The organism is Iodobacter fluviatilis (assembly GCF_900451195.1).
GTDB lineage: Bacteria > Pseudomonadota > Gammaproteobacteria > Burkholderiales > Chitinibacteraceae > Iodobacter > Iodobacter fluviatilis.
The window spans coordinates 1,243,306-1,266,090 of sequence record NZ_UGHR01000001.1 but is presented as its reverse complement, the minus strand read 5'-3'; the positions used below and the strand labels follow the sequence as shown (position 1 = coordinate 1,266,090).

General features: G+C 44.6%; 20 protein-coding genes and 1 pseudogene. 13 read left to right on the top strand and 8 right to left on the bottom strand.

Going from position 1 to position 22,785, the window contains the following annotated elements:
* Positions 1–56 precede the first annotated feature (56 nt).
* From DYD62_RS05770 to DYD62_RS05715, 12 genes are all read left to right on the top strand, one after another.
* On the top strand, positions 57–761 hold the full coding sequence (locus DYD62_RS05770; RefSeq protein ID WP_165928730.1) for a VirB8 family type IV secretion system protein: 705 nt from the start codon (positions 57–59) through the stop codon (positions 759–761).
* 4 nt (positions 762–765) lie between these two features.
* On the top strand, positions 766–1,566 hold the full coding sequence (locus tag DYD62_RS05765; RefSeq protein WP_165928729.1) for a TrbG/VirB9 family P-type conjugative transfer protein: 801 nt from the start codon (positions 766–768) through the stop codon (positions 1,564–1,566).
* The gene (locus tag DYD62_RS05760; RefSeq protein ID WP_115226474.1) at positions 1,566–2,927 is read left to right on the top strand and encodes a TraB/TrbI/VirB10 family type IV secretion system protein; all 1,362 of its coding nucleotides are present in this window, start codon (positions 1,566–1,568) and stop codon (positions 2,925–2,927) included. Before DYD62_RS05765 ends, DYD62_RS05760 begins: the two co-directional genes overlap by 1 nt.
* A gap of 137 nt (positions 2,928–3,064) precedes the next feature.
* Positions 3,065–3,736 (top strand): lytic transglycosylase domain-containing protein, encoded by a 672-nt coding sequence (locus DYD62_RS05755; protein ID WP_165928728.1) that lies wholly within the window; start codon positions 3,065–3,067, stop codon positions 3,734–3,736.
* On the top strand, positions 3,736–4,590 hold the full coding sequence (locus tag DYD62_RS05750) for a TrbG/VirB9 family P-type conjugative transfer protein (RefSeq protein ID WP_115226472.1): 855 nt from the start codon (positions 3,736–3,738) through the stop codon (positions 4,588–4,590). Before DYD62_RS05755 ends, DYD62_RS05750 begins: the two co-directional genes overlap by 1 nt.
* Before the next feature lie 21 nt (positions 4,591–4,611).
* The gene (locus DYD62_RS05745; RefSeq protein ID WP_132038699.1) at positions 4,612–6,324 is read left to right on the top strand and encodes a secretin GspD/PilQ domain-containing protein; all 1,713 of its coding nucleotides are present in this window, start codon (positions 4,612–4,614) and stop codon (positions 6,322–6,324) included.
* Between the two features lie 4 nt (positions 6,325–6,328).
* The gene (locus DYD62_RS05740) at positions 6,329–7,960 is read left to right on the top strand and encodes a type 4b pilus protein PilO2 (protein ID WP_115226470.1); all 1,632 of its coding nucleotides are present in this window, start codon (positions 6,329–6,331) and stop codon (positions 7,958–7,960) included.
* A gap of 2 nt (positions 7,961–7,962) precedes the next feature.
* On the top strand, positions 7,963–8,577 hold the full coding sequence (locus tag DYD62_RS05735; RefSeq protein WP_115226469.1) for a hypothetical protein: 615 nt from the start codon (positions 7,963–7,965) through the stop codon (positions 8,575–8,577).
* A 20-nt stretch (positions 8,578–8,597) separates the two neighbouring features.
* On the top strand, positions 8,598–10,481 hold the full coding sequence (locus tag DYD62_RS05730; protein ID WP_115226468.1) for a GspE/PulE family protein: 1,884 nt from the start codon (positions 8,598–8,600) through the stop codon (positions 10,479–10,481).
* 8 nt (positions 10,482–10,489) lie between these two features.
* The gene (locus DYD62_RS05725; protein ID WP_115226467.1) at positions 10,490–11,533 is read left to right on the top strand and encodes a hypothetical protein; all 1,044 of its coding nucleotides are present in this window, start codon (positions 10,490–10,492) and stop codon (positions 11,531–11,533) included.
* Between the two features lie 45 nt (positions 11,534–11,578).
* Positions 11,579–12,115, top strand: coding sequence for a type 4 pilus major pilin (locus tag DYD62_RS05720; protein WP_115226466.1), 537 nt, complete (start codon positions 11,579–11,581; stop codon positions 12,113–12,115).
* A 92-nt stretch (positions 12,116–12,207) separates the two neighbouring features.
* Positions 12,208–13,770 (top strand): pilus assembly FimT family protein, encoded by a 1,563-nt coding sequence (locus DYD62_RS05715; RefSeq protein ID WP_115226465.1) that lies wholly within the window; start codon positions 12,208–12,210, stop codon positions 13,768–13,770.
* Positions 13,771–13,850: 80 nt separating this feature from the next.
* Here the strand turns inward: DYD62_RS05715 and DYD62_RS05710 are convergent, their stop codons facing one another.
* The 3 genes from DYD62_RS05710 to DYD62_RS05695 all read right to left on the bottom strand — a co-directional run bounded on the left by DYD62_RS05710 (position 13,851) and on the right by DYD62_RS05695 (position 17,402).
* On the bottom strand, positions 13,851–15,404 hold the full coding sequence (locus DYD62_RS05710) for a hypothetical protein (protein ID WP_115226464.1): 1,554 nt from the start codon (positions 15,402–15,404) through the stop codon (positions 13,851–13,853).
* A gap of 600 nt (positions 15,405–16,004) precedes the next feature.
* On the bottom strand, positions 16,005–16,565 hold the full coding sequence (locus DYD62_RS05700) for a YjaZ family protein (protein WP_233702873.1): 561 nt from the start codon (positions 16,563–16,565) through the stop codon (positions 16,005–16,007).
* Between the two features lie 276 nt (positions 16,566–16,841).
* Positions 16,842–17,402 (bottom strand): hypothetical protein, encoded by a 561-nt coding sequence (locus DYD62_RS05695; RefSeq protein WP_132038698.1) that lies wholly within the window; start codon positions 17,400–17,402, stop codon positions 16,842–16,844.
* A 413-nt stretch (positions 17,403–17,815) separates the two neighbouring features.
* On the opposite strand from DYD62_RS05695, the gene DYD62_RS05690 reads away from it, so the two are divergent.
* The gene (locus DYD62_RS05690) at positions 17,816–18,409 is read left to right on the top strand and encodes a DUF4879 domain-containing protein (protein ID WP_165928727.1); all 594 of its coding nucleotides are present in this window, start codon (positions 17,816–17,818) and stop codon (positions 18,407–18,409) included.
* 47 nt (positions 18,410–18,456) lie between these two features.
* Here DYD62_RS05690 and DYD62_RS05685 read toward each other — a convergent pair whose 3' ends face one another.
* The 5 genes and pseudogenes from DYD62_RS05685 to DYD62_RS05670 form a co-directional block, all read right to left on the bottom strand.
* Entirely contained in the window at positions 18,457–18,756 is a 300-nt protein-coding gene (locus DYD62_RS05685; RefSeq protein ID WP_132038697.1) for a hypothetical protein, read from the bottom strand.
* 313 nt (positions 18,757–19,069) lie between these two features.
* On the bottom strand, positions 19,070–20,107 hold the full coding sequence (locus tag DYD62_RS05680; protein WP_207916678.1) for an SEL1-like repeat protein: 1,038 nt from the start codon (positions 20,105–20,107) through the stop codon (positions 19,070–19,072).
* A gap of 34 nt (positions 20,108–20,141) precedes the next feature.
* Positions 20,142–20,657, bottom strand: a pseudogene (locus DYD62_RS23785) (DUF6396 domain-containing protein); the annotation flags it as partial.
* Positions 20,658–20,689: 32 nt separating this feature from the next.
* Positions 20,690–21,445 (bottom strand): tetratricopeptide repeat protein, encoded by a 756-nt coding sequence (locus DYD62_RS23780; protein WP_218586909.1) that lies wholly within the window; start codon positions 21,443–21,445, stop codon positions 20,690–20,692.
* A gap of 34 nt (positions 21,446–21,479) precedes the next feature.
* The gene (locus DYD62_RS05670) at positions 21,480–22,784 is read right to left on the bottom strand and encodes an SEL1-like repeat protein (RefSeq protein WP_115226459.1); all 1,305 of its coding nucleotides are present in this window, start codon (positions 22,782–22,784) and stop codon (positions 21,480–21,482) included.
* Between the last annotated feature and the right edge of the window lies 1 nt (position 22,785).

Here is a 22,785-nt window from a genome sequence, read left to right as displayed (position 1 = left end):
CGTCTTCATTCTAAAAATATGACATGCTAACGCCATCCATAAGCCTTCTAAGCGCCATGTTTAAAAAACCAAAAACAGATGATGAAACAGCGTTTCGCAATCATCCAGATCCAGTAGAAAAAGATCATTCGACGAATCCAACACTCGATTTGATTGCAAATCTAAAAACGACGAATCGCAGACAGTTTATTGGCTTATGCATTTCAGGGTTAATTGTTACAACAATGGCGCTGGCGCTGAATGGGCTAACACCGCTCAAAACGACTGAGCTTTATGTAGCCAATGTTGATTCTAAAAAAGGGACCGTTTCCGTTAGCGAGGTTAGCGCACAGAAGTATGTACCTGGAGAGAACGAAAAAATCCACCTGATGAATGCGTGGGTAACGGATGCAATGACCATTGATCCCGTTTTGAGCGAGGCCGAATACCTACCTCGCGCATACAAAAAAGTCAGAGGTAAGGCAATTGATGAGTTTCAAGATTTTCTTAAAAAACAAAAAATTGCTGAAATTCTAAAAACGCTGCCAAACCTAACAAGAGAAGTTGAGGACGTAAATGTGTTTTTTCATAAAAGTGAAAAAATAGCATTCGTTCGATTTGTTACGCGAATCAGGGACAGTCGCAATCAGCCGATTGTAAATCACTGGCTATTGACTGCTCATTATGAAATTGAAGCGCCGAAAACAAAGAAAGAAATTTTCGATAATGCGATTGGCATGTTCATTACCCATTTTGAATTTGTTGATGACCCAGAGACATAACTCAATGAAAAAATTTTTACTGGCCACCGCCATTGCGACCCTTCCACTGCTTACTGCTAGTTACGCCTTTGCGGAAGCAAAACCAAATAGCTTCTCAGCGGATCCTCGGCTGATTGTGTATCAGTTCGATAAAAATAACAGCTATACCGTGATTTCTGCTCCAAACCGCGTTACCAACATTCAACTTAGCCCAGATGAAACACTCGAAATGTTAATTCTAGGCGACACGGTACAGTGGATCCCCGCCAATACAGACACACAAGTTTTTTTGAAGCCAACAAAGGCTGGTCTAAGTACGTCAGGCCAGCTCGTAACGAGCAAACGCACCTATCAGCTGCATTTGAAATCAGTAGAGGATTCTCAAACATGGTTTCAGCGTGTTAGCTGGAATTACCCGGAACTGATCGCCTACCAGCGACAAGTCTCTGCGGCAAAAGCTCAGGCAAATGAGCTGGAATCAAGCCGAATTGAGCAACCCATCGTCGAGCGCAATATCGATATTGAGACGTTGAATTTTAATTACGACGTTAATGGCGATGCAGATTTCAAGCCTTCACAAATTTTTGATGATGGCAAATCAACTTGGATTAAATTTTCACCACGCATGCAAGAGCTGCCTGCCATGTTTATGGTCGATAGCGATGATCGGGCCGTGCTCGTCGATTACACGCAGCGAGCTGACTATTACGTTTTAAATCGCTTGGTTGAACGTGCACTGCTCAAACTCGGCTCACAGGAAGTCAAAATTGAACGAGGAGAACGTGGCGAATCAAGACGCGTAGCTCCACGGATGAGGAGCCGGTAATGTCCGCTAACATCCAAAATGATCTTGATGAAAAAAGCCTCATGAAGGGGAAAATTTCACGAAAAATCCCCCACATCATTATCGGCTTAATTTTAGGTGGCCTATTCGTTGTTCTCGCCATAGAAATTATTCACGGAAATAGTAAAAGCCTGTCTCAAGTTGAAAAAGAAAAACGCGTTGCCGCACGCAAGGCCGAAGCGAAGGACAACGTTCGCCCCAATCTTCAGCTGAAGGCGGAAGAACAGAAGATAGAGAAGAAACAGACCTTAGATGAGCTATTAGCAGCCGCAAACACCCCCAATGCGAGCGGCGTTAGCGCAGAACGAAGATCACCTTCTCCATATGCAGCAAATGGTGAGTTTGACGCGACGGGCAGCATCCCAACCAAAGGAGGGGGTAGCTCTCTCGGTCTAGTTTCAGGCACAGAAGATGCTGCTGAATACGAGAAGAAAAAACAACAAGTTCAGGTTGATTTGCGGAAATCACCATTAATTTCAATTGCGGCTAAATCGTCAGCCTCAGGTGGTGATGCCGATACTCTTTCGGATACTGAGCTAAAAATTAAATTGCTTAAGCAACAACAGGCCGCAACAACCCCTGCTGGCGGTTCGATTCAAAATAGTGCACTGAATGATCGGTTAGCACTTCTACAAAAAGGTGCGGGGGCTGGCGAAAGCAAAGTAGAAGGCGGTAACAATGAAAACCTTGCTCAATTCGTTGAACATGCGAACAAAAGCAGCCGCAAAGGGGCCATTGTTGCTGAGGGTCCGGGTGATCCTAACACTATTTACCAAGGATCCATCGTCCGGGCAGTGACACGACAACGTATTGACTGCCAGCAACCAACCTCAATTACTGCCCATATAACACGAGATGTTTACGACACCGTGCGCAATCAACGCGTTCTCATTCCCGCTGGATCACGGGTAGTGGGTATCTGCAATGCCAATATTGATCAGGCAAGTACTCGCGTAGCCGTGGCATTTGAACGAATCATTTTTCCTAACGGTGCAGATATTCGTCTGGGCGGCATGACGGCTGCCGATGCAGAGGGTGTTGGCGGCTTAACAGGCGATGTAGATGACCATTTCTGGACTCAGTTTAGAGCGGCATTTGCGATCTCACTCATTCAGGTTGGCACAGATGTTATTTCAAATAAAAACAGCAATGGGAATGGCTCAAACAGCAATAGCCAAATAGTAATGAATAGCGCGGGAGCAACATTAGGCGATGTAGCAAAGCGCAGCATGGATAGGTACACCAAGATGGCCCCTACCATCGCAGTTCCTGCGGGTGAAACATTTCTAATTCAGATTAAGAGAGACATCGTAGTTCCCAATAGCGTTTTTAGAAAATCTTAATCATGCATTACCAATTACTTGCTACAGCCCTTTTATTCCCTGTTTTTGTATTTGCAGCGCCACTGCAAATTGCCGTTTCAGGGGGGAATATTGAAATCGCTAATGTTCGTCGCCTGCTTTGCAATGATCAAAACACCGTGAGTTATTTGCAAGCAATGGCCAATAAAAACGAATTAAAGCTAATTAAGGCCAATGGCGGTTACGACATTTGGGCCACGAATCAAACAGGGGCAATTAATGTTGGGGAAATGCTGGTTAAAAACGGATTGATTGGAGCCAGTGACAATCGATACGCCAGTTTTGAAGATGATGCAGTGGCAGAACGAAAAGGCATATGGGGTACAGCCTGCGTAGGAAAGCTGACCCCATTTGAAGCCACAGCCAAGCGGGCAGGCATAGAGCCAGCGGTCTTGTTTGCGCTAGCCCAAAACGAATCCGGTATCAATGGGCGGCCATGGCCTTGGACACTCAATGCAAATGGGAAGGCTAGGTATTTCCGTAGTAGAGAGGATGCATTCCGAGCGGCTGAATCACTCATAAAAAACGGAAACGAAAACTTTGATATCGGAACGATGCAGGTGCACTGGGCCTATCACAAACAGCGCTTTGGCAACTCAACTTGGAGAGCATTACAACCCTCAACAAATGTTTCAGTTGCAGCACAGATTTTGCGAGAAAACTACCGAAGTACCGGAAACATGAATGAGGCCATTCGGCGCTACCACAGCAAAAATCCGAATAAAAACCAGCCTTATTTCAACAAATTTATAACTCATTATCGTTCGGCCAGGTCCGAAGGGAGCATTTAGTGAAAAAGGCGACATTCGCGGCCAGCATCATGGCCATTCTGTTTGCAAGCATGGCGACGGCTGCAGATATTAGTAACTACGAATTTAATTACAGCGTTAATGGCTCGCGCTTTGCAAAACCTAGCCAGGTTTTCAATGACGGGGGGAAAACATTTTTTCAATTTCGCGACCCCTCTCAAATAACGATCGCAACAGTTGATAGCGAAGGTAAAACTGTTCCACTCACAGCTCAACTAATGAAGCCATATCTGGTTGTTGATGGTGTCTACCCCGCCTATGAGGTTCAAACCACTGGTGGAGAACAGTCCACGGTTCGTTACTCCGGTACACGCGTAAATATCCGGGCGCTGGCCAGTACAAACACAGCAACACAAAAAACAGCGATTACCTCGCAACCTTCAAATCAGGTGGTCGGAACGCAATCACCTGAAATGATGCTCGCAAAAATTGACTCGCAATTAGCTGAAATACGGGCCAAGAAAGCCGGAATTGAGGCACAGGAGTTGCAGGCAAATGTTGATCTTTTGGCGGCAAAAGAAGCCCTCATCCTGCAAGTTTCATCGAAGGCAGCTCCCAGAAAATCTGCGGCAGATAAACCTGCTGAATGTTGGAAGGTGGGTCAAACAGACCGGCTAGCAAGCACGGTTATATCAAATTGGTCACGTCAGGCGGGATGGCAAGAACCCATCTGGGAATACCCAACAGATGTTGCCCTCGATGGTAATGCTGAATTTTGCGGTGAGTTTGAAAGCGTCATTACCCAGTTCATGGACGCGATCAATCCCCAGCAAAAAATCCGAGTCCGCCTTTACGCAGAAAACAAAGCCATTCGCGTTTTCTCTGCCGCTAATTAATTGCCATAGGCCCAAAAGCTCATGTTTAAAAAATCAACTATTTCTGGCCTTGTCGCCCTTTCTCTTACTGCATGCTCAACAATGAATGTTGAGCAAAAGCGCGTCGAAAGCTCAAAACAAATTGAGCAGGCAAAATCAGCATTAATCGCGAGGGAGACGCTAAACAGTCGCCCTACTGTTGAACGAGTAAATGGCTCTTACCTTGGCAGCCGGACTGTTCCATTGTCTCGAGAGGCATCGCTTCCAGCCGTATTTGCAAAGCCATTTCAACACCCAGTCAGGTTGGTGTCTGAAGGGAGAATTAACCTCACCACAGCTGCAGAAATTATTCATAGCGCGACCGGCATTGTGACGGAGATTTCTCCTGATGTTTATGTCAAAAACAGTACGCTTCCCAATGGGGATGGAAAAGATACAGGTATCTCCGCCGCAAATACGGCCAGTGACTTAGAAGCCAATATCACCTTAGATTGGAAAGGCTCCCTTGCTGGTTTCCTGGACTCAGCAACGGCAAGGCTGGGGATAGCCTGGGAATTCAAAGATAATCGGCTGCAGTTTTTCCGATATAAAACGACGACTTATGAAGTTAAATCACTGGCTGGTATTAAAGAGGTCCAGTCAGAATTTAACTCAAGCGGGAATGTGGCCACTTCCGCAACGAAGGGCGGAAGCGGTGGCAATAGCGTCATTAATGTTCAGCAAAAAAGTAGCGCCAAACTCGATTTTTGGGGCGCACTCAACTCTGAAATTAAGGCTTACCTGACTGCTGGTGGCCGCGTCAGTATGAACGAGGCGGTGGGCACTGTTACGGTCACAGATACCCCTGTTGTTCACCGCCAAATTGCTCAAGTTTTGTCTGAACAAAACCGTCGTATTTCACGGACTGTTTATTTCCGAATTGATTTGATTAACGTAACAGCGCGTGATGGCGTCGAGTTGGGCCTGAGTCTGGATGCCATTTATAACGATGGATTTAATTCATTCAAACTCAAATCCCCAGGTGGACTGAACTCTACATCGGTCGGGTCACTTTCTGGTGCAATCATGGCACCAGTTACCACCAATGGTGTTGTAACTCCTGGCTCTGATAGCCCATGGGCAGGCTCTTCAGTGGTCATCAACGCACTGAAGCAAGTAGCAAACGTCGAGGTTAAATCCACCATGACGGCCACGACAATCAATAACAGCCCAGTGCCATTTACGATGGCCACTACGCAAAGTTACGTCGATTCAGTTGGCTCGTCATCCGCTCAGGGCTCAGGCTCTACCCAAGTGACGGTCGATCAAAAGCAGGTCACAACAGGCATCTTTATGCAGTTGCTCCCTCGCCTGCTCGACAATAACAAAATGCTACTGAGCTACACCGTCGATACCTCCGTGTTACAGGGCTGGGAAAGCACCCCTACCGCGGTCGCTACGCTGAAATCCCCCATCGTCCCACGACGAGCTACCTCACAAACCGTCAATATCAATGTAGGGGAAACGGTCGTTCTTTCTGCGATGAACAACCTCACTTTAAACCGTGATGCAAAGATCACCTTTGGTGGCAGTTACGCCAATACAGCGGCGGAAGAAAATCTATTGATTTTAATTACGCCTGTTCTCGTGGATAACGATGCAGCACTAGAACCAGGCAAGTACTTCAAAGCCGATTCATTAGTCGCTTTAAACCTATTGCAACCACAAATCATTGCCTCGATGAACCCTTCCCGAAAACTGAAACGGTTAGGGTGATCATATGGCGAGCATAGTTGAATACCAGGGTAGCAACTTAGCGATCGGTTTAGTCTGGTTGCCACTAGACATCGATCCCGCAAAAAGCAAAAAACAACGCAAGGAACAATTAAGCAGCACCAACTCACTATTTTGCGCTGAAATTAAAACCCCTTTTCCAATGCTGGGATTTGCAGGTGGCCGAAAAAAGAAATCCGACCTTGCAATTAAAAGTTGCTTTGCAGGAGCACTGTGGCTAACAGAACTGGCTCAGGGCCGGGATGCGATTATTGTACTGCCCTTGGCAGAAGACCAATTGTGGGTGTGTGCCACCGCGCAAGGCGTGCCGGTCGAAGGCTCTGATTTTGTATACAGTGCCGCGTCTATTGACAAGGCCCATGCATTCATCGCTGAGTTACACGCAAAATTCCCGACCGCGACTCTATTTTCTGCCGGTGGAATGATCTATGAACTCACTAGCGTGTATGGAGTTGAGGTTGTTGACGTTCATCCCCTCGCCTCCCCTTCGTCATTTTCATTAATGAAGCGATTGGGTAAGCCAGCTTATTTCAATGCACTGCTTTCCATCATCGGAGTTTCACTTGTTTGCGGAGCAGGATTTGGCTACTACCTCTACGAAAAAGAAGTAGAAGAACAAGAACGCATCCAAGCTGAAATAGCCGCCGCCGCTGCAAAAAAAGCGGCCGCCAAGCTGCCCACGGCAGAAGAGCTATACACCGTATCGTTCGTTAATCAATTTAACGCTAAACGCTTTATAACAGCCAAAGACTTTAATGAGCTCGTTACATCGCTTGCAAGTCATTTACCTGAACAAAACAATGGTTGGCTACCTAACGACTTAAAGTGCTCAAACTTCGGTTGTACCGCTCGTTATGAGCGACAAGTCTACAGCAGACCCTTTGGTGCTATTGAGGATGCAACGGCAACTGTCAATGATCTAGATTATGCCGATGTTGCGATGAACTTTACACACCCCAATGCTGCGATATTGCCCATTAACTTATCACCTGATCAGCTACTACATTTTTTTGAAGCCAATCGAAATGAAACACTTCGTGCTTTGCAGGGAGCAAAAGACAATGGCTGCTCAGCATCGATCCAATTAAACCAACCCGTTTGGCCCGATGTCGCAACACCAAGACCAGCCAGCGCAGTTGTTGGCGCAGCCTCCCCCTCAGCAAGCAAGATAAAGGTGGCCAGCCACGCCTGGACTATTCAGTGCCCTGCTTACTTAAAAGATAGTTTGTTTCGCTTCCCAAAAAATTTGTTTGCTACTGCGATTGACTGGGAGTTGAAGGATGCTAAAGAAGCAAAATTCGCAGCAAAAGGTTTTTGGTTTGAAGCGTCAGGTGAAATCACCAGCAAAAAACTGAGTGCCCTTACGCCTGCTACGGCATCTGCAGTGACCACTCAGTCGCTGGCCATGATGCAAACACTGCCACCCCAGCAACCAGTTACGCAAGCAGCCTCAAATGCCGCTGCAGCTCTATTGCCTGCAAAAAATACTGCTAGCAGCAGCTCTGCCCCCCAAAAACCGGCTCCTTCAGCGTCATTGATTACGACACAGAAGCCTGTGGCTAAAGTCACTCCAGCCGATGAGTTGTTAAACAGCCTTACTCCTCCAAAAGGGAAATAAAAATGCGCAGCAAAACACTCATTGCATCGCTTCTTCTGCTCACTGGCATTACTCATGCGGGCGTTGATTTAGATGCTATCGCCAATAAGGGCGCGGAATTACGTTTGAAGCAGCTCGATGAAGCGATTAAAAAGACTGAGAGCAATTCAATTTCAGCTCCAGCATCAAATGTGCAAGCTAATTCAGTATCACCGACGCCATTTAACCCATTAATGGGAACAACCGCCTTAGCAACTGATGAATTAAAACTTCTCGTTATCTACGGTGTCGGCAAAGATTTAATGGCCAAAATTGCAATCGGTGACCGTGGCACTCTCCCTGTCCGTGTTGGCTCTAAATTCGAAACATGGACAGTCAGTGCTATTAACGATAACGAAGTTATTTTAGAAAAATCTCTTAATACAAAAAGTACAAAGAAAACAAAAAAATCAAGAAAATCGACTGCTAATACAAATAGAACCATAACTAAAAAATTAACCATGTATGCCAGTGGCACAAACAGCACTTCTATACCTTCAGTTCCTGTAACAGAAATAAATACTGCGCCTCGAGCTGTTACGGATTCCAATCCATTTGCAGTTAAGCCATTTATTGGCTTAAGCAATAATGCTCGATAAGTAAATATAAAGGTTTCCACATGTCTATTATTTCACTGTTTATGTCCACTCTTTTTCCATCAAAAAAGGTTAAGGAAGAAAGCAATAAAGTAACAAATATTGCACCTCGTCCATCGATTCAATCCAGCTGGCTGGAAAAAGTAATTGCAGATATAAACGAAATAAATTTGGATGGGCGTGAACCAGAAGCGATCGCATTAAGCGAATTTTCGCGCTGCGCCATGTTGCGTAATTTATCTGCCAACGATATTTTTATTTTCAAAACAAAAAGCGCCCCTGTTGTGTTGTTTTCTATTGCATTTGCTCAGGTAAAGCGTGGCGAGGTCATGGCCATTAAACGCTGGCTAGATGAAGAATCTGGATTAAATACCCCATTCCAGCCCTACGTAGTATCCAGCCCGGTTCTAGCATCAATCTCAAATCTGCTAGATAAGGGAGCAATTTCCGCTACAGGAAAATTGGACTCTGAAATCGTTGAGGAGTTTTTAGGAATAGTCCAATCTGCGGCAGAAAAAAATGCCTCTGATATTCATTTTTGCGTGCGCGAACCGAATATGGATTTCAAAAAAGGAGGAGATAATTCCGTTGGACTGTTATTCCGTCTGGATGGGCGTTTAGTTAGACAATCACGTACATTAAGCTACGGCCATACCACCAATATGATTCGGGCTATTTATGGTGAATCTGAAAGTGGTGCAAATGATAAATCAAGCTTCTCCCCCAGTGGATCTAAAAGAACTTCAATTATTGTCTCTGTAGAAGTAAATGGCGTATTTCAAAAAATACAACTCCGCTTTCAATCTATCGAAGCAGCGGGAGGCTACGACGTCATTATGCGATTGTTGTGGCAATCTGGCGGAAAAATTAAAAAGGGAAAATCCCTTACATCAGACCTAATTCAACTTGGGTATTTGCCAGAGCAAGCGGAACTCATTGCGCTCTCGATGAGAAAAACATCAGGCGGCTTGGTTTTTTGTGGTCCTACCGGCGCAGGTAAAACCACTACGCTTTATTCCGCCCTCACGCATATGGCCACGCCAGGCGTGATGATTCGCACAGCAGAAGATCCGGTCGAAGTGAAGCTTTTTGGTGTGAGTCAGCATCAAGTTACACCCAAAGAAGATCAGACCACAGGGAAGATGGAAACAAAAGATCAAGCTCTATCGCTATTGATCGAAGCCTTCCTGCGCGCAGATCCAGATATTTGTATGGTATCTGAAATTCGCGGAGCGGATACTGCCGGGGGCTTTGAAGCCTTAGTTTCAACTGGCCACCTGACGCTCACAACACTCCACACCGAATCAGCAATGGGTGCGTTCTATCGGCTGAATGGTGCCATGATCGGCTTAGATTTACATACACTAACCCAGCCTGACTTCTTATCCCTAATTTGTTTTCAGAAGCTCGTTCGATCACTTTGCAAGCACTGCAAACTAACCGCAAAACAAGCCATTGCTGAAGGAATCATTGATTCCGACTATATGGAAAATGTTGCCACACTACTTGGCAATCTGACGTCAGATGTGCACTTCAAGAATTCGCACGGTTGTGCACACTGCTTTGAAGGTGAAAGCGATAGAACGGTCTGCGCCTCCGTATTAATGCCTGACAACACCCTGCTTGAGAAAATCAGTAAACACGATCAAATGGGAGCCTTGCGTTATTGGGAGTCCCAAAAATCCCCTTTATGGGATAGCTCTCAAAATGGCAAAACAGCGCACGAAATTGCACTTTTTAAAATGAGCCAAGGGCTTATTGACCCGCGTGAAGTAGAGCATGAATTTGAACCTAACTTGTTATACATCAGAAAAAAATCAAGTAAGAGCACTCAAGACACTAAGCAATTAATGTCCGATTTAATGGTTACAAAACCAGTTACCTCTGCCGCAGTAGTCAACGAATAGGGACTTCTATGTCTTTCTCATTATGGGCTTCAAAAGTAAGTTTCAAAGGCAAACGTATTAATGTTCTTAAAGATATGATTGCCGAAATGAAAATGAATATATTAACTCACCAGTATTTCGGGGCAATGAGCGAATTCTATGGAAAAAGCATCAAAGCGATTGCATTTGAAGATTTAGAAACAAAACTTCGCCGCAAAGGTGCTCGTGTTTCTGACGCACTCAGCGGTTATTACAGTATTGATGAATTATTGCTAATAGAGGTAGGTGAAAACACCAGCCGTTTAGAAGAAAGTTTAGGCTGGGCAATTAAAGTCAATGAAGCAAGAAAAGCTATTTTTGGATTGATTTCTAAAAGCTTAGAGCTTCCTTTATATTTCATTATCATCAGTATTGTTGGGCTAGGGATATTGGCGACAGCCATAGCACCGAGCCTGATGGAGGCTGGAATTAAAGAAGACAGAATGGGAATTACAACACGTTTTTCTCTTTTTTGTCTTCACACGCTAGAAAATCATCCCTATAGCATGCTGTTCATCATTATCTCTCTTTTAACCGCAAGTATTTGGTCAATGAGTAATTGGCGCGGAAAAACACGAGCGGTGGCTGAAAAGTTTCTGCCGCATTACATGATTTATCGTCAATTTTGTAGTGTGTATTTCATGATTGTTTTTTCAGCCATGATTCGAGCTCAACTTCCACCAAAGAAAGCAGTTCAAATGATTCAAGAAAAAAGTTCACCATATCTAGCTGATCATATGGCAAAAATGGCTAAAAATTTTGGGGATGGCCTGTCTTTAGCTGAGTCTATTAGTACTGGATTGATGCCTAAAGATTTAATAGCGCGAATTGATCGCTATGACAAAAACAAAAAGGCAGAACAGTTTATATCTGAACTGGGGGACGAAGGATTTGAGCAAATGCTAAATTCTATTCGCAGCACCCTTAAACCAATTACAACAATGCTAATTTTAATCAGTGGCTCGGTAATTATTGGTGTGGCTTTTGACTTTGCTGGAATGTTCTCCGCTCTTAAATCTGGACTTGGTGTTTGACTTTTTATTATTTTTTTTAATGTAACATCTCAACTAGGAAGAAAAATGAAATACTTCAACAAGAAACAAACAGGTTACACACTCATTGAAATTATGATTGCTATGGTCATTATTTCTATTATTGTTGGCGGACTGATCATGGGTTTCAAAATGCTTAAATCAGGGGCTAATGTGGATCGAGAAGCCAAAAAAGTATCTTTAATTCAGGCCAGCCTCGTTAAATACACAACAAACAACGTTGATACACAGGGCATTGATACCACTACCGTCATTAATTTGAAATCAGTCCCTGACGAAACAATTTTAGGTGGCAACAAGATTACTAATCGGTTTGGTGGGGAAACGACCATTGCTCCCGATACTTTAACCAATGCAAATGATGCCATTAACATCACCAATAATGGCATGAATAAAGAGCAATGCATTGAATATGGCAAGACGGGTGGGGCCTCCTATGAAGTGATTAAAGCGAATGGCACAACCGTCAAAGCACGGACAGAAACAAAGGTAAACGAAACCATCAATGCAGCCTGCATTGTAGGTACAACTAATTCTGTTTCCTTTATTTTTGGCAAAGGTTAATTAAAGCTTAGGTGACATTTATCTGCGCTGCACTACGTGATGAATAGTTAATCCCTATTCATCACGTACTTTGCTCTAGGAGGAGTAAAAATATGAAAAAAATAAAAAGCAGGCAGCAAGGATATTTGCTGCTCGAACTCATGATTGTAATGACCATCACCGCCATTATATTAGGTGGATTTATTCATAGTAGCGCACAAGAACGCAAGCAGCGGCGAGTTGATACCTATGCCCAGCAATTAAAAAACCTCGGCAATACCATTGAAGGGCAATACCTCACAAAAGTATATGCACTACTCCAATCAGGAGCCCCTGTGCCAGGCTTTGCTAATCCCAGCAATCCATCAATTGCTGAACTTAAAGCCGCGCATTACTTGCCTGTTGATTTTCCTGAAAAAGGCAAAATGGGTGGGAATTTTGTTATTGAAATGACACTTGTTCCTGCGGGCTGCACTCCCCCGGCCTGCGATGTGCAAATGATCGTTCGGGGCTCAGAACCCGTTTATCACCAAGGCACTACCGATCCTGATCCTGCCCGTGCGGCATCCGCTGCGCATGATGGAGGCGCTGATTTTGGGTTTTCTCGTTTAGACACTACGAACCTCATCACCGGCACGGGCGGCGACTGGCGCATTAACAACCCAATTAACAAACCAGGGATGCTTGCTTTCCGCCGTGGCTATATGTCATCTGGCTGGGGGCAGTTCGTGCGCACAGATGGCAGCACACCGATTAATGGCAACCAAGTCATTAATGGCAACGCCTCAATAAATGGTAGCACCACCCTCACAGGCCAAACCGATATCAACGGCAATACCACTGATGCCAATGGCAACATCGTCATCAAAGGTAAAACCAAGATGGAAATGGATATGGAGGCGCAAGGCGCGATTAAAGGCTGGAGTTACATCGAAGCAAAAGGCAACATCGAAGCGAAAGGCAATATTGCTGCTGGAGGTCAGTTCAACGGCAATGGTGTTGGACTCAATAACATCCAATATGCAAAGAATGCTGGTGATGCAGATAGAGCGGCTTGGGCCAATAAAGCAGGCGATGCTGATCGTGCGGTACTGGCCACAAGAGCAACAAATGCAGATTATGCAGATAAAGCAGGATGGATAGATTGTAAGAATATTGCCTATACAGAATCAGGGCTGCCATGCAAAAACACCCTCCCCAACCCCCCTCCTGTCTCGACTGAAAAAGCCATTTCCTCCGGCTCTATCCCCGTGGCTGGTGATCCTGTTTATAGCAGCTGGACAGTTAAAGTTGGCCAAGGTGGTGGTGGATGGCACTGGGTTACTTATTCAGGATATATAACCCAGTGGGTTTTTAATGGCGGAGGAGATCGATGCACCAATGTCAATGGCAATCCCGCATGCAATGTGGCTGGATTGTTTGCTGATCCAGGTGGCGCATTTTCGGGTGGGTATTTCACCTCTTGCCAAATTAAATTTAATGGCGACACCAACATCCTTCACGGAGGGCCAACAATGAACGCTGGAGACTCTAAAATGATTAATGGCAGATTGCATTACAAATGGAACATTTACATTGATACGAATGAAGTCGTTTTATATGGAGCAGGCGAGTACAACAACCCCCCATATGCAGGCAGGTCTGCAATTGATTACGTTTGCTATGGAATGGTATAAAACCATATTGGTATAATCCAAATTATTGGATTAGCTCATTAAAAAACCGCACATAGTGCGGTTTTTTAATGAAAACAAAATCACCACCATTTAAATGGGTCAATCACTTGTTTTGATAGTTGCCACTCATTTTTATGATTTAACTCTCCCAATTTAAAATCTCTCATCCATTTTTTAACTGAATAATCAGAAGTCCAAATAGGGTTACAATACCCCGCCAAATCAAAGTGCAAACTAGGATTTATTAGTTTAATTTTTCCTGCTTCTGATACTAAATCAATCCCCCATACCCCCCCCATTCTTCCACCAGTATAAGGATAGAGTTTTGTAGTTTGCACCACCGAACCACATACCGCCACATCATCTGACTGGGCAGGGCCATTCCAAGTTTCATTTGAGAGCGCTTTAGAAATGGCAAATTGGCTGTCGGCAATAATGCTTGATGTACTCAAGGAGGAGGTAATTCCGCCAGCAGTATCTGAGCGAACTAATCCCAAATAATATTCCTTGCTTAGCGACCCCATATAATTATGATCAACATCATCAGCTAATTTCACCTCCACTCCGTCGTCTTGCGGTAATCGAGTAAAGCTACCAGGCAAATCTCCCGACATTAAATCCATAATCGCTTGTTGCCCTCTTTTTGGGTAAGCATCTACAGTTACTCCCACCCCTAAAATATTCGGGTTTGGCACCCACGGATCACGGTGGCGAATATTCACTGCCGGCACTGGGAAATACTTCATTAGCTCAGTTCTGATAAATTCGTCGCTTGGCATTTTTGGCAACGTACCTGCCACTTGAATCGGCACGAGGGCAATATTCAAAGGCTGAGTAATATGAGGCTCAAGCTGAGCTGTTTTTACGTCGTTAGCCGAATTACTATCCAGCACAGTGCCCGTTACAATTTCAGCCTTAACAGTGAGTTTTTCAGCAAGCACTTGCCCGGCTGGCCAGCGCACCAGATAACTGCGATTCAGATCAGGCAAAGAAGTGCTTTTGATTTCTGTGGCTGGCTGGCTACGATCCTTGTATACGCCGACATTACTGCCATTATCAACATAATCCCGAGTGGTATAGGCAGCATAATAAATTGGTGCCTTGTCGATTTCGACAGGCAACACACGCTGGCCATCCCGGGCAGAAACAACTTGACTAAAGACCTCGCTGCCATCTTTATCTTTAGTGATAGTAACTTTTAGCTTAGGCGCTTTTAAGTTTGCCACTGAGCCGGAAACGGCCACCCGGATCAAAACATCCCGATTAGCCGCCAGCGCAAAATATGGCGAATCTGCGGTCTTCAGATTGATTTGCCCGAACTCAATTTTCTGGACGTTGACATCACCAGTGGCCACTGCTGCAGCAGACGAATCCCCGTTGAACCCGTCTAGCGCTGCATAAGTGAATGATTCAGCCGCATCATTAGAAAATGCCATTGCATCCCCCAATGCAGGAGGAGGAATAACTGGGTTAGGTGTTGGCACAACCACATTGCCCCCACCAGTAGAAGGATTACCTCCAGACGGTGCAGAGTCGCCACCACCTCCCCCGCCACCGCAGGCAGACAACAACGCCACAGCAGCCAATGTGACAACAGGCAGCAATGCAGAGTGGGGGGTATTTTTAACTGTCATTTTAAATTCCCTGTGTTTTCTTTGAAAGGTTATGCGGATGTATTAACAAAGACTACTTTACAGGAAATTTTATTTAGCGAAAGAGTAACGCAAGGGAAAATGAAGAGACCAAAAAAAATAATACGTAGTAATGACGTAGTATTTTCTTGGAAAGATAATCCGGTTCAAAAGATGGCATTAACACTACGTCATTACTACGTATTACTTCATCCACCAATCTCCAAGGTATTTATGAAGTGGAGTGAAATGATCCAGTATGCAAAGAATATGGAGAATGCCGATAGAGTGACCAAGGTGAATAAGGCTAGGTGATGCAGATCTTCGCTCATCCGTACTGCCGCAAAAGCCATCCTTTGGTAATGGCATATTAAACCCATCAGCAAAATCGATATTGACGAAGCCGTCAATACCGTTTACATTGGAATACAGAATGCAGCAGAACGGATCTTCATGATTCGTACATTCCTCCACCTAGATTGTTAAATTAGGTCGCGGCCAAGTCCGGTAAGGGGGTTCTGAAAATCAGAAAAGCTTACTTTTCTGTCCAGAGAAGTTTTCTGGCGAAGCCCGCTTAAGCGGGCTTTGTTACGTCTGGCCACTTCACAATCTACAGTGGTTTTCCGTTGGTAGTGCTCGTCCAGTCTTTAAGTTATGCGCTAACGTAAAAAAACCGACCTTTCCTCCACCAGGTTTCTCAAGTAGAGGATATGCGCTAGTTACGTGCAGACGAAACTTCCTCTGAGAGCGATAAACCTTAAATGGCACAAAATACCAGACTTTATTCCCACTCTCATCGACAACTGGTGCAGTGGCATAGCTACCAAAACCAGCATGTATTACTCGCACATCAGAATTGCCAAGTTTTTCGACAATCTGCCTAAGGTATGACTTAGCCAAAGCGTGTCGGCGATAACAAAAAGGACGCTGATCTTTTCCCGCGTAATACATTAAAGCATCTTTTTCTTCTGCGCTTTGGCCAACATATTCTTTCGCAAAACAATGGAATGAGTATGTCACCCAAAACGTATAAGTAATGTCATCCTTACCTAGAGCGGAATGAATGTAGTCTACTTTGTGCGCATCCAAATACGACAAATCAATGGGCGGACCACCATCCAGTGGCACAAATGGCTTCCAAGACGTGATTTCATCAAGATTCACGATTCGACACTACACAATAAAAGCCACTGATTATGCCCTATTCTGTTGATCTATATGCTTATCGATTTACCCCCAGCTCTTATGAAGATTGATAACCCAGTGGCTTTTAATTACAGGGGTAACAAATTTCATTTTTCAGAAGAGAAACACAATGAAAAAGAAAGTGAGAAGAATAAAAATTATACGTAGTAACTGCGTAGTATCATGGTTGTTAGGCTAATCGACACATAAGCACTATCTTTTTACTACGTCATTACTACGTATTATTTACTCCCTTTATCTCCAAGGAAATTTTTTAGGCTGGATAAAATATCCAGCCGTTGGCTGTAACACTACGTGATATTCAGGCGTATTAAATTGAGCAAATAACCGTAGGATTACGTGAACATTTGAATCCTCCATTCGGACTTGCATTGCATGAAGGCCCTTTGCTTCGTTTGCTGGATCACCAGTCCAAGCCCCCACCCAATGCCCAATAGACAGATCCTCTCCCAAAATTACTCTACGAATTGGCGAACCTTTAAACGGAGCAATTCCTAGGGTATAAACAGCGGCACAATATGCAATTTTCGCGATTGTTCGCGCAAAGTACCCAGGATAAAAAGAGAGCTGACTGCCTACGAAACATCCGCCGTAACGGAGACTCACCTCTTCAAAAGATGGCCCAGCAACGTGAATAAAATTAACGTCTGCCGAAAGCGGGAGAGATAAAGAAGTACCAACCAATATACCTGGCGGGGGAAAAATTGGCATAGGCAAATACAAAGGGAATTCATTGATTGGAACTTGAATTATTTGCTGCAAACCTTGATTTTCTAAAACCAAAGGCAAACTCAATAGACGTTCTTTTGGCCTCCGCGATTGCATTCTGAGAATTGTTCGAACATTCTGAAAAAGCCCTTTCATCGTATCCCGCTCAAATCGATGTGTGATACCTGCACACTTTGCACAACTCGCATCTAATAACGTCCAAGGCCCATTTAACCCATATGGGATAGCATGCTCCTTTGTAAGATTATCGTCAGTAGAGCCACAATAAATACACTGCCCCACTTTGGGCCCATAGCTAGAAACTTGAGTTATTACCACTCTGGCACCTTCTATCTCAGCAAATCGAACCCCAATATCTGTATTACAACAAAGTACTCACAGCAAATATATTACTCGTACATTTCATACACCTACAAATTATTGACACCATGCAAACCAAATAACTAAGCTTTATGTTCACAAACCTACCGAGATTTCAGATGAAAAAGTTACTTCTAGTACTTGTATCTGCATACCTTGCTGTTAGCTCTCCTGCTGCGATGGCCGATCAAGATGCTTCGTCCATTTATCCAGAGAAAAAAGCGTTTGATGACTATGTTTTTGGCCAACCGCTACGCCTAGATCTATCTCAAATAAAACCTGCAGAAACAACAAAGTCATCAGCTCACGCAGAAAACACAACTTTCGCACCTGCAGCACCTCTATCTCAAGTTAGAGTAATTGCCGTTGGTTCTAACAATATAGGTTGGGAAAATATTCCAGTAGGTGCTCAAGCGACAGTACAAGATCATGGGGGAGCGTTTTTAGCCGTTGCCGTTTTAGAAATGGGCTATGGAGGCAATCCGATTGCACGTATGAATGGAGGAGTAGTCCCGTCAGCATCGATCTTCCGTCGTGATACCTTATGCTTTGTAAATGGAAGTGCCGCTATTCCATGCCCTCCTGGTAATACAGTTGCAGGGTTTATCGTTTACTGGGATGTTTCAGGGAATCAAAATGGCTTCTTCCAACATACAAATACATCTCTTAACTCGCCTTGGAATACACTTTCGGCTCAAATAAGTATCCGATAAAAATATTTTTAGTAAAAAAAAGCCGCCTAATATTTGGCGGCTTTTTTTTATGCTGAAACATTAAGTCTTCTTCCTGGTTCCGTAGCTGTTTGTTTTAAAACATCCAGAAGGTGTTGGTAAATTTTAGCGCCTTGCTCATCATTTCTTGACTGGCAACTACGAACACTTGTTTCAGCATAATCAATGAAATTCCACTTTTTCGATAAAGTTGCAGTGTCTTCTGTGCGAGGGCTACCATCTTCATTAATATTTAGATGGCAAAGCTGCATTGCCCCAAGCTCATAAAAGCTAATTTTGCCGTCATTGTACAAGTCAGTGGCTAATTTTGCCGCCTCCTTATCCGTCATGCTTGTCGGGTCATATCGACTCGAATCACTACTAGGGGCATCTGTCTGATAGGGTATCTTAGGCCGCATGCTGCTAGGAAAAGGACTTAGAGGGGAGACTCCTGAGATGTTCATTCATGGCACCTTGGTTGTTGATTCAATATCAAGCAAGCAAAAAGTAAGCCAGAAAAATACAAAACATTATGTCAAAGCACTCCTTCTAATGCCAATGTGTCTCACCAGAACTAAAGCTGGGAAAATCTAGTACCACCTAGCCTTATTTAAATAGAGCTCAACGGCTCTTTTTGGCGAAACTATCGAGGCAGGTGTAACTTCAGTTTTTTTTAAGCTGGGCCAGCGGCATGCCCGATGCAGGGTCTAGCCCCTTGGCTTTTGCCAGTTTTGCGATCAATTCATCGCTCGGCTTTTCAGGGGCGACTTTAGCCTGGTATTCTTTCAACCACTGAAATGTGCCATCCCACTTGGGCAGTTTGGCTGGTGGCAAAGGCACGATTTGATCCAAATCGGGCACTTTGGGATTGGCAAAATAATAAGCTGTCAACATCTTGCCAATGGCTTCGTAGCGCTTTGAGCGCTCATCGTCTTTTTCAAGGCCAAGGTAATCCAATGGGTTATCAGGGGAGGGGGCTTTAAATCCACCAGCTAAGTACGATGGAGCAAGTTCATTTCCTGCTGCCACGCCCAGTTGGTATGACTTAACTGCCTCTTTATAATGCTGATCAAGTTTTTGGTCACTACCTAGCTCAATAGCCGCTTTCCCGTGGCCTTGTTCTGCTGCACAACGTAACATTTGACGGGAAATATCCGGTGCAATATCAATTGGGGCCAGCTTATCACCTACATAATATTGCGCATCTGGATTACCTAAATCAGCCGCCTTGCGGAAATAGCGCAAAGCAAGATCAGGATCCTTTTTAATCCCTGCGCTGCCGTTTTTAATATAGAGGCCCATTAGAAAATAACCCGCAGGAATATTGGCTTTGATCAACTCCTCCGCCCAATCGGCCATTTCGGTGGAGCTGCCGTGTAAATAGCGGCTCATCATGCCATTCTGTAAATTTATACTAGCTTTATAATGACCATTGGCGGTAGCAATTCGGTAAAGTCGCTCAATTTCTGCAAAAACACCTTCATCTTGTTTCTGGGTATTATACTTTTCTAAAAATCGGGCGTATTTAAATAAGATATCTGCCTCGACAGGCAAGGCCGGTAAATGGTCTTTTTCGTAAGTACAAGTAAAGGCCAGCTTGGCTTTGATACCATCCAGATTATCCAATTTTCTTTCCTTAAAATCATTGCCGCAGGCGGTGATTGCAAGGATAGAAAACAAGACGGAGCAATAAATACGCACAGGTATTCTATTGCCTCTCGCCCCCCTTAAAAAATCATGCATCGGTATATTTTTCCAATTGCCATTCCATAGCCAGCTCCATTTTTTCAGGACCTTTTAACCATTGGGCTAGCCTATTGCTGCGGGGAATCGATGTTGAAATTGTCGGCATGGGCTGGCCTTTGCTTAGCAGATGGCTATATTGCTGTCCTTCAAAAGAGCCAAGCCATAGACCCGCCTCGGGGCAAGGCTGGCCGGTGCGGCAAAGCGTGCCAAGGGAAACACGGTCTGGCGTAGTGGCTGCGATGGTTGCTGGAGCAACTTCCGCTTTTTTAAGCTGGGCCAGCGGCATGCCCGATGCAGGGTCTAAGCCCTTGGCTTTAGCCAATCTGGCGATCAGTTCATCGCTTGGTTTTTCAGGGGCGACTTTAGCTTGATATTCTTTCAGCCACTGAAATGTGCCGTCCCATTTGGGCAGTTTGGCCGGTGGCAATGGCACGATTTGATCGAGCTCGGGGACTTTGGGGTTGGCAAAGTCATAAGCGGTCAACATATCGCCAATGGCTTTATAGCGTTTTGCGCGCTCATCGTCTTTTTCAAGGGCTAAATAATATAGTGGATGATCAGGGGGGGGGCTTTAAATGCATTTTCTAAATTTAATGCAGATATATCATTTCCTGCTAACACACCAAGTTGGAAGGCTTTTATGGATTTGGAATAGATCCCATTTAATTGAAAGTCCATACCTAAATCTGTTGCCGCCTTCCCGTGCCCTTGTTCAGCAGCACACTGATGCATTTGACGGGCGACATCCGGTGCAATATCAATAGGGGCCAATTTGTCCCCAACATAATATTGCGCATCTGGGTTGCCTAAATCAGCAGCCTTGCGGAAATAGCGCAAAGCCAGCTCAGGGTCTTTTTTAATCCCTGCACTGCCGTTTTTAATATAGAGGCCCATTAGAAAATAGCCCGCAGGGATATTGGCTTTGATCAACTCCTCAGCCCAATCGGCCATTTCGGTGGAGCTGCCGTGTAAATAGCGGCGCATCATGCCATTCTGTAAATTAATACTGGCTTTATAATGGCCATTGGCCGTGGCAATTCGATAAAGGCGTTCTATTTCTGCAAAAACACCTTCATCTTGTTTCTGGGTATTATACTTTTCTAAAAATCGGGCGTATTTAAATAAGATATCTGCCTCGACAGGCAAGGCCGGTAAATGGTCTTTTTCGTAAGTACACGTAAAGGCCAGCTTGGCTTTGATACCATCCAGATTATCCAATTTTCTTTCCTTAAAATCATTGCCGCAGGCGGTGATTGCAAGGATAGAAAACAAGACGGAACAATAAATACGCACAGGTATTCTATTGCCTCTCGCCCCCCTTAAAAAATCATGCATCGGCATATTTTTCCAATTGCCATTCCATCGCCAACTCCATTTTTTCAGGACCTTTTAACCATTGGGCCAATTTATTGCTGCGGGGAATCGATGCGGGAATGGAGGGCATAAGCTGGCCTTTACTTAGCAGATGGCTATATTTCTGCCCTTCAAAATAGCCAAGCCATAAACCGGCCTCTGGGCAAAGCTGGCCGGTGCGGCAAAGCGTGCCAAGAGAAACACGGTCTGGCGTGGTGGTGGTGGCGATGGGGGCAGGTGCAACTTCAGCTTTTTTAAGCTGGGCCAGTGGCATGCCCGATGCAGGATCTAACCCCTTTGCTTTAGCCAATTTGGCGATCAGTTCATCGCTTGGTTTTTCAGGGGCGACTTTAGCCTGGTATTCTTTCAACCACTGAAATGTGCCATCCCACTTGGGCAGTTTGGCTGGTGGCAAAGGCACGATTTGATCCAAATCGGGCACTTTGGGATTGGCAAAATAATAAGCTGTCAACATCTTGCCAATGGCTTCGTAGCGCTTTGAGCGCTCATCGTCTTTTTCAAGGGCTAGATAATTTAATGGATCATCAGGAGGGGGGGCTTTAAATCCACCCGCTAAGTACGATGGAGCAAGTTCATTTCCAGCCATAACACCAAGCTGAAAAACTTTTACTGCCTCAGGAAATAACTCGTCACCTTGTAAGTCAACCCCCAAATCTATTGCTGCGCCCCCATGGCCTTGTTCCGCAGCACACTGCCTCATTTGACGGGCGACATCTGGTGCAATATCAATAGGGGCCAATTTCTTCCCAATATAATCTTGTGCATCTGGATTGCCTAAATCAGCCGCCTTACGGAAATAGCGCAAAGCCAGCTCAGGGTCTTTTTTAATCCCTGCACTGCCATTTTTGATATAGAGGCCCATTAGGAAATAGCCAGCAGGGATATTGGTTTTGATCAACTCCTCCGCCCAATCGGCCATTTCGGTGGAGCTACCGTGTAAATAGCGGCGCATCATGCCATTTTGTAAATTAATACTGGCTTTATAATGACCATTGGCAGTGGCAATGCGATAGAGACGCTCAATTTCAGCAAAAACACCTTCATCTTGTTTTTGGGTATTATATTTTTCTAAAAATCGGGCGTATTTAAATAAGATATCGGCCTCGGCAGGCAAGGCGGGTAAATGGTCTTTTTCGTATGCACAAGTAAAGGCCAGCTTGGCTTTGATATCATCCAAATTATCCAACTTTCTTTCCTTAAAATCATTGCCGCAGGCGGTAAGCGCAAAAGTGCAAATCAAGAGTAAACGGGTCAACATA

Bases quoted from the DNA above. Each gene is read 5' to 3' on its own strand.
- DYD62_RS05760 (WP_115226474.1), top strand. From the start codon at position 1,566: ATGTCCGCTAACATCCAAAATGATCTTGATGAAAAAAGCCTCATGAAG.
- DYD62_RS05740 (WP_115226470.1), top strand. From the start codon at position 6,329: ATGGCGAGCATAGTTGAATACCAGGGTAGCAACTTAGCGATCGGTTTA.
- DYD62_RS05730 (WP_115226468.1), top strand. From the start codon at position 8,598: ATGTCTATTATTTCACTGTTTATGTCCACTCTTTTTCCATCAAAAAAG.
- DYD62_RS05735 (WP_115226469.1), top strand. From the start codon at position 7,963: ATGCGCAGCAAAACACTCATTGCATCGCTTCTTCTGCTCACTGGCATT.
- DYD62_RS05710 (WP_115226464.1), bottom strand. From the start codon at position 15,404: ATGACAGTTAAAAATACCCCCCACTCTGCATTGCTGCCTGTTGTCACA.
- DYD62_RS05770 (WP_165928730.1), top strand. From the start codon at position 57: ATGTTTAAAAAACCAAAAACAGATGATGAAACAGCGTTTCGCAATCAT.
- DYD62_RS05765 (WP_165928729.1), top strand. From the start codon at position 766: ATGAAAAAATTTTTACTGGCCACCGCCATTGCGACCCTTCCACTGCTT.
- DYD62_RS05720 (WP_115226466.1), top strand. From the start codon at position 11,579: ATGAAATACTTCAACAAGAAACAAACAGGTTACACACTCATTGAAATT.
- DYD62_RS05690 (WP_165928727.1), top strand. From the start codon at position 17,816: ATGAAAAAGTTACTTCTAGTACTTGTATCTGCATACCTTGCTGTTAGC.
- DYD62_RS05725 (WP_115226467.1), top strand. From the start codon at position 10,490: ATGTCTTTCTCATTATGGGCTTCAAAAGTAAGTTTCAAAGGCAAACGT.
- DYD62_RS05715 (WP_115226465.1), top strand. From the start codon at position 12,208: ATGAAAAAAATAAAAAGCAGGCAGCAAGGATATTTGCTGCTCGAACTC.
- DYD62_RS05745 (WP_132038699.1), top strand. From the start codon at position 4,612: ATGTTTAAAAAATCAACTATTTCTGGCCTTGTCGCCCTTTCTCTTACT.
- DYD62_RS05670 (WP_115226459.1), bottom strand. From the start codon at position 22,784: ATGTTGACCCGTTTACTCTTGATTTGCACTTTTGCGCTTACCGCCTGC.
- DYD62_RS05685 (WP_132038697.1), bottom strand. From the start codon at position 18,756: ATGACGGATAAGGAGGCGGCAAAATTAGCCACTGACTTGTACAATGAC.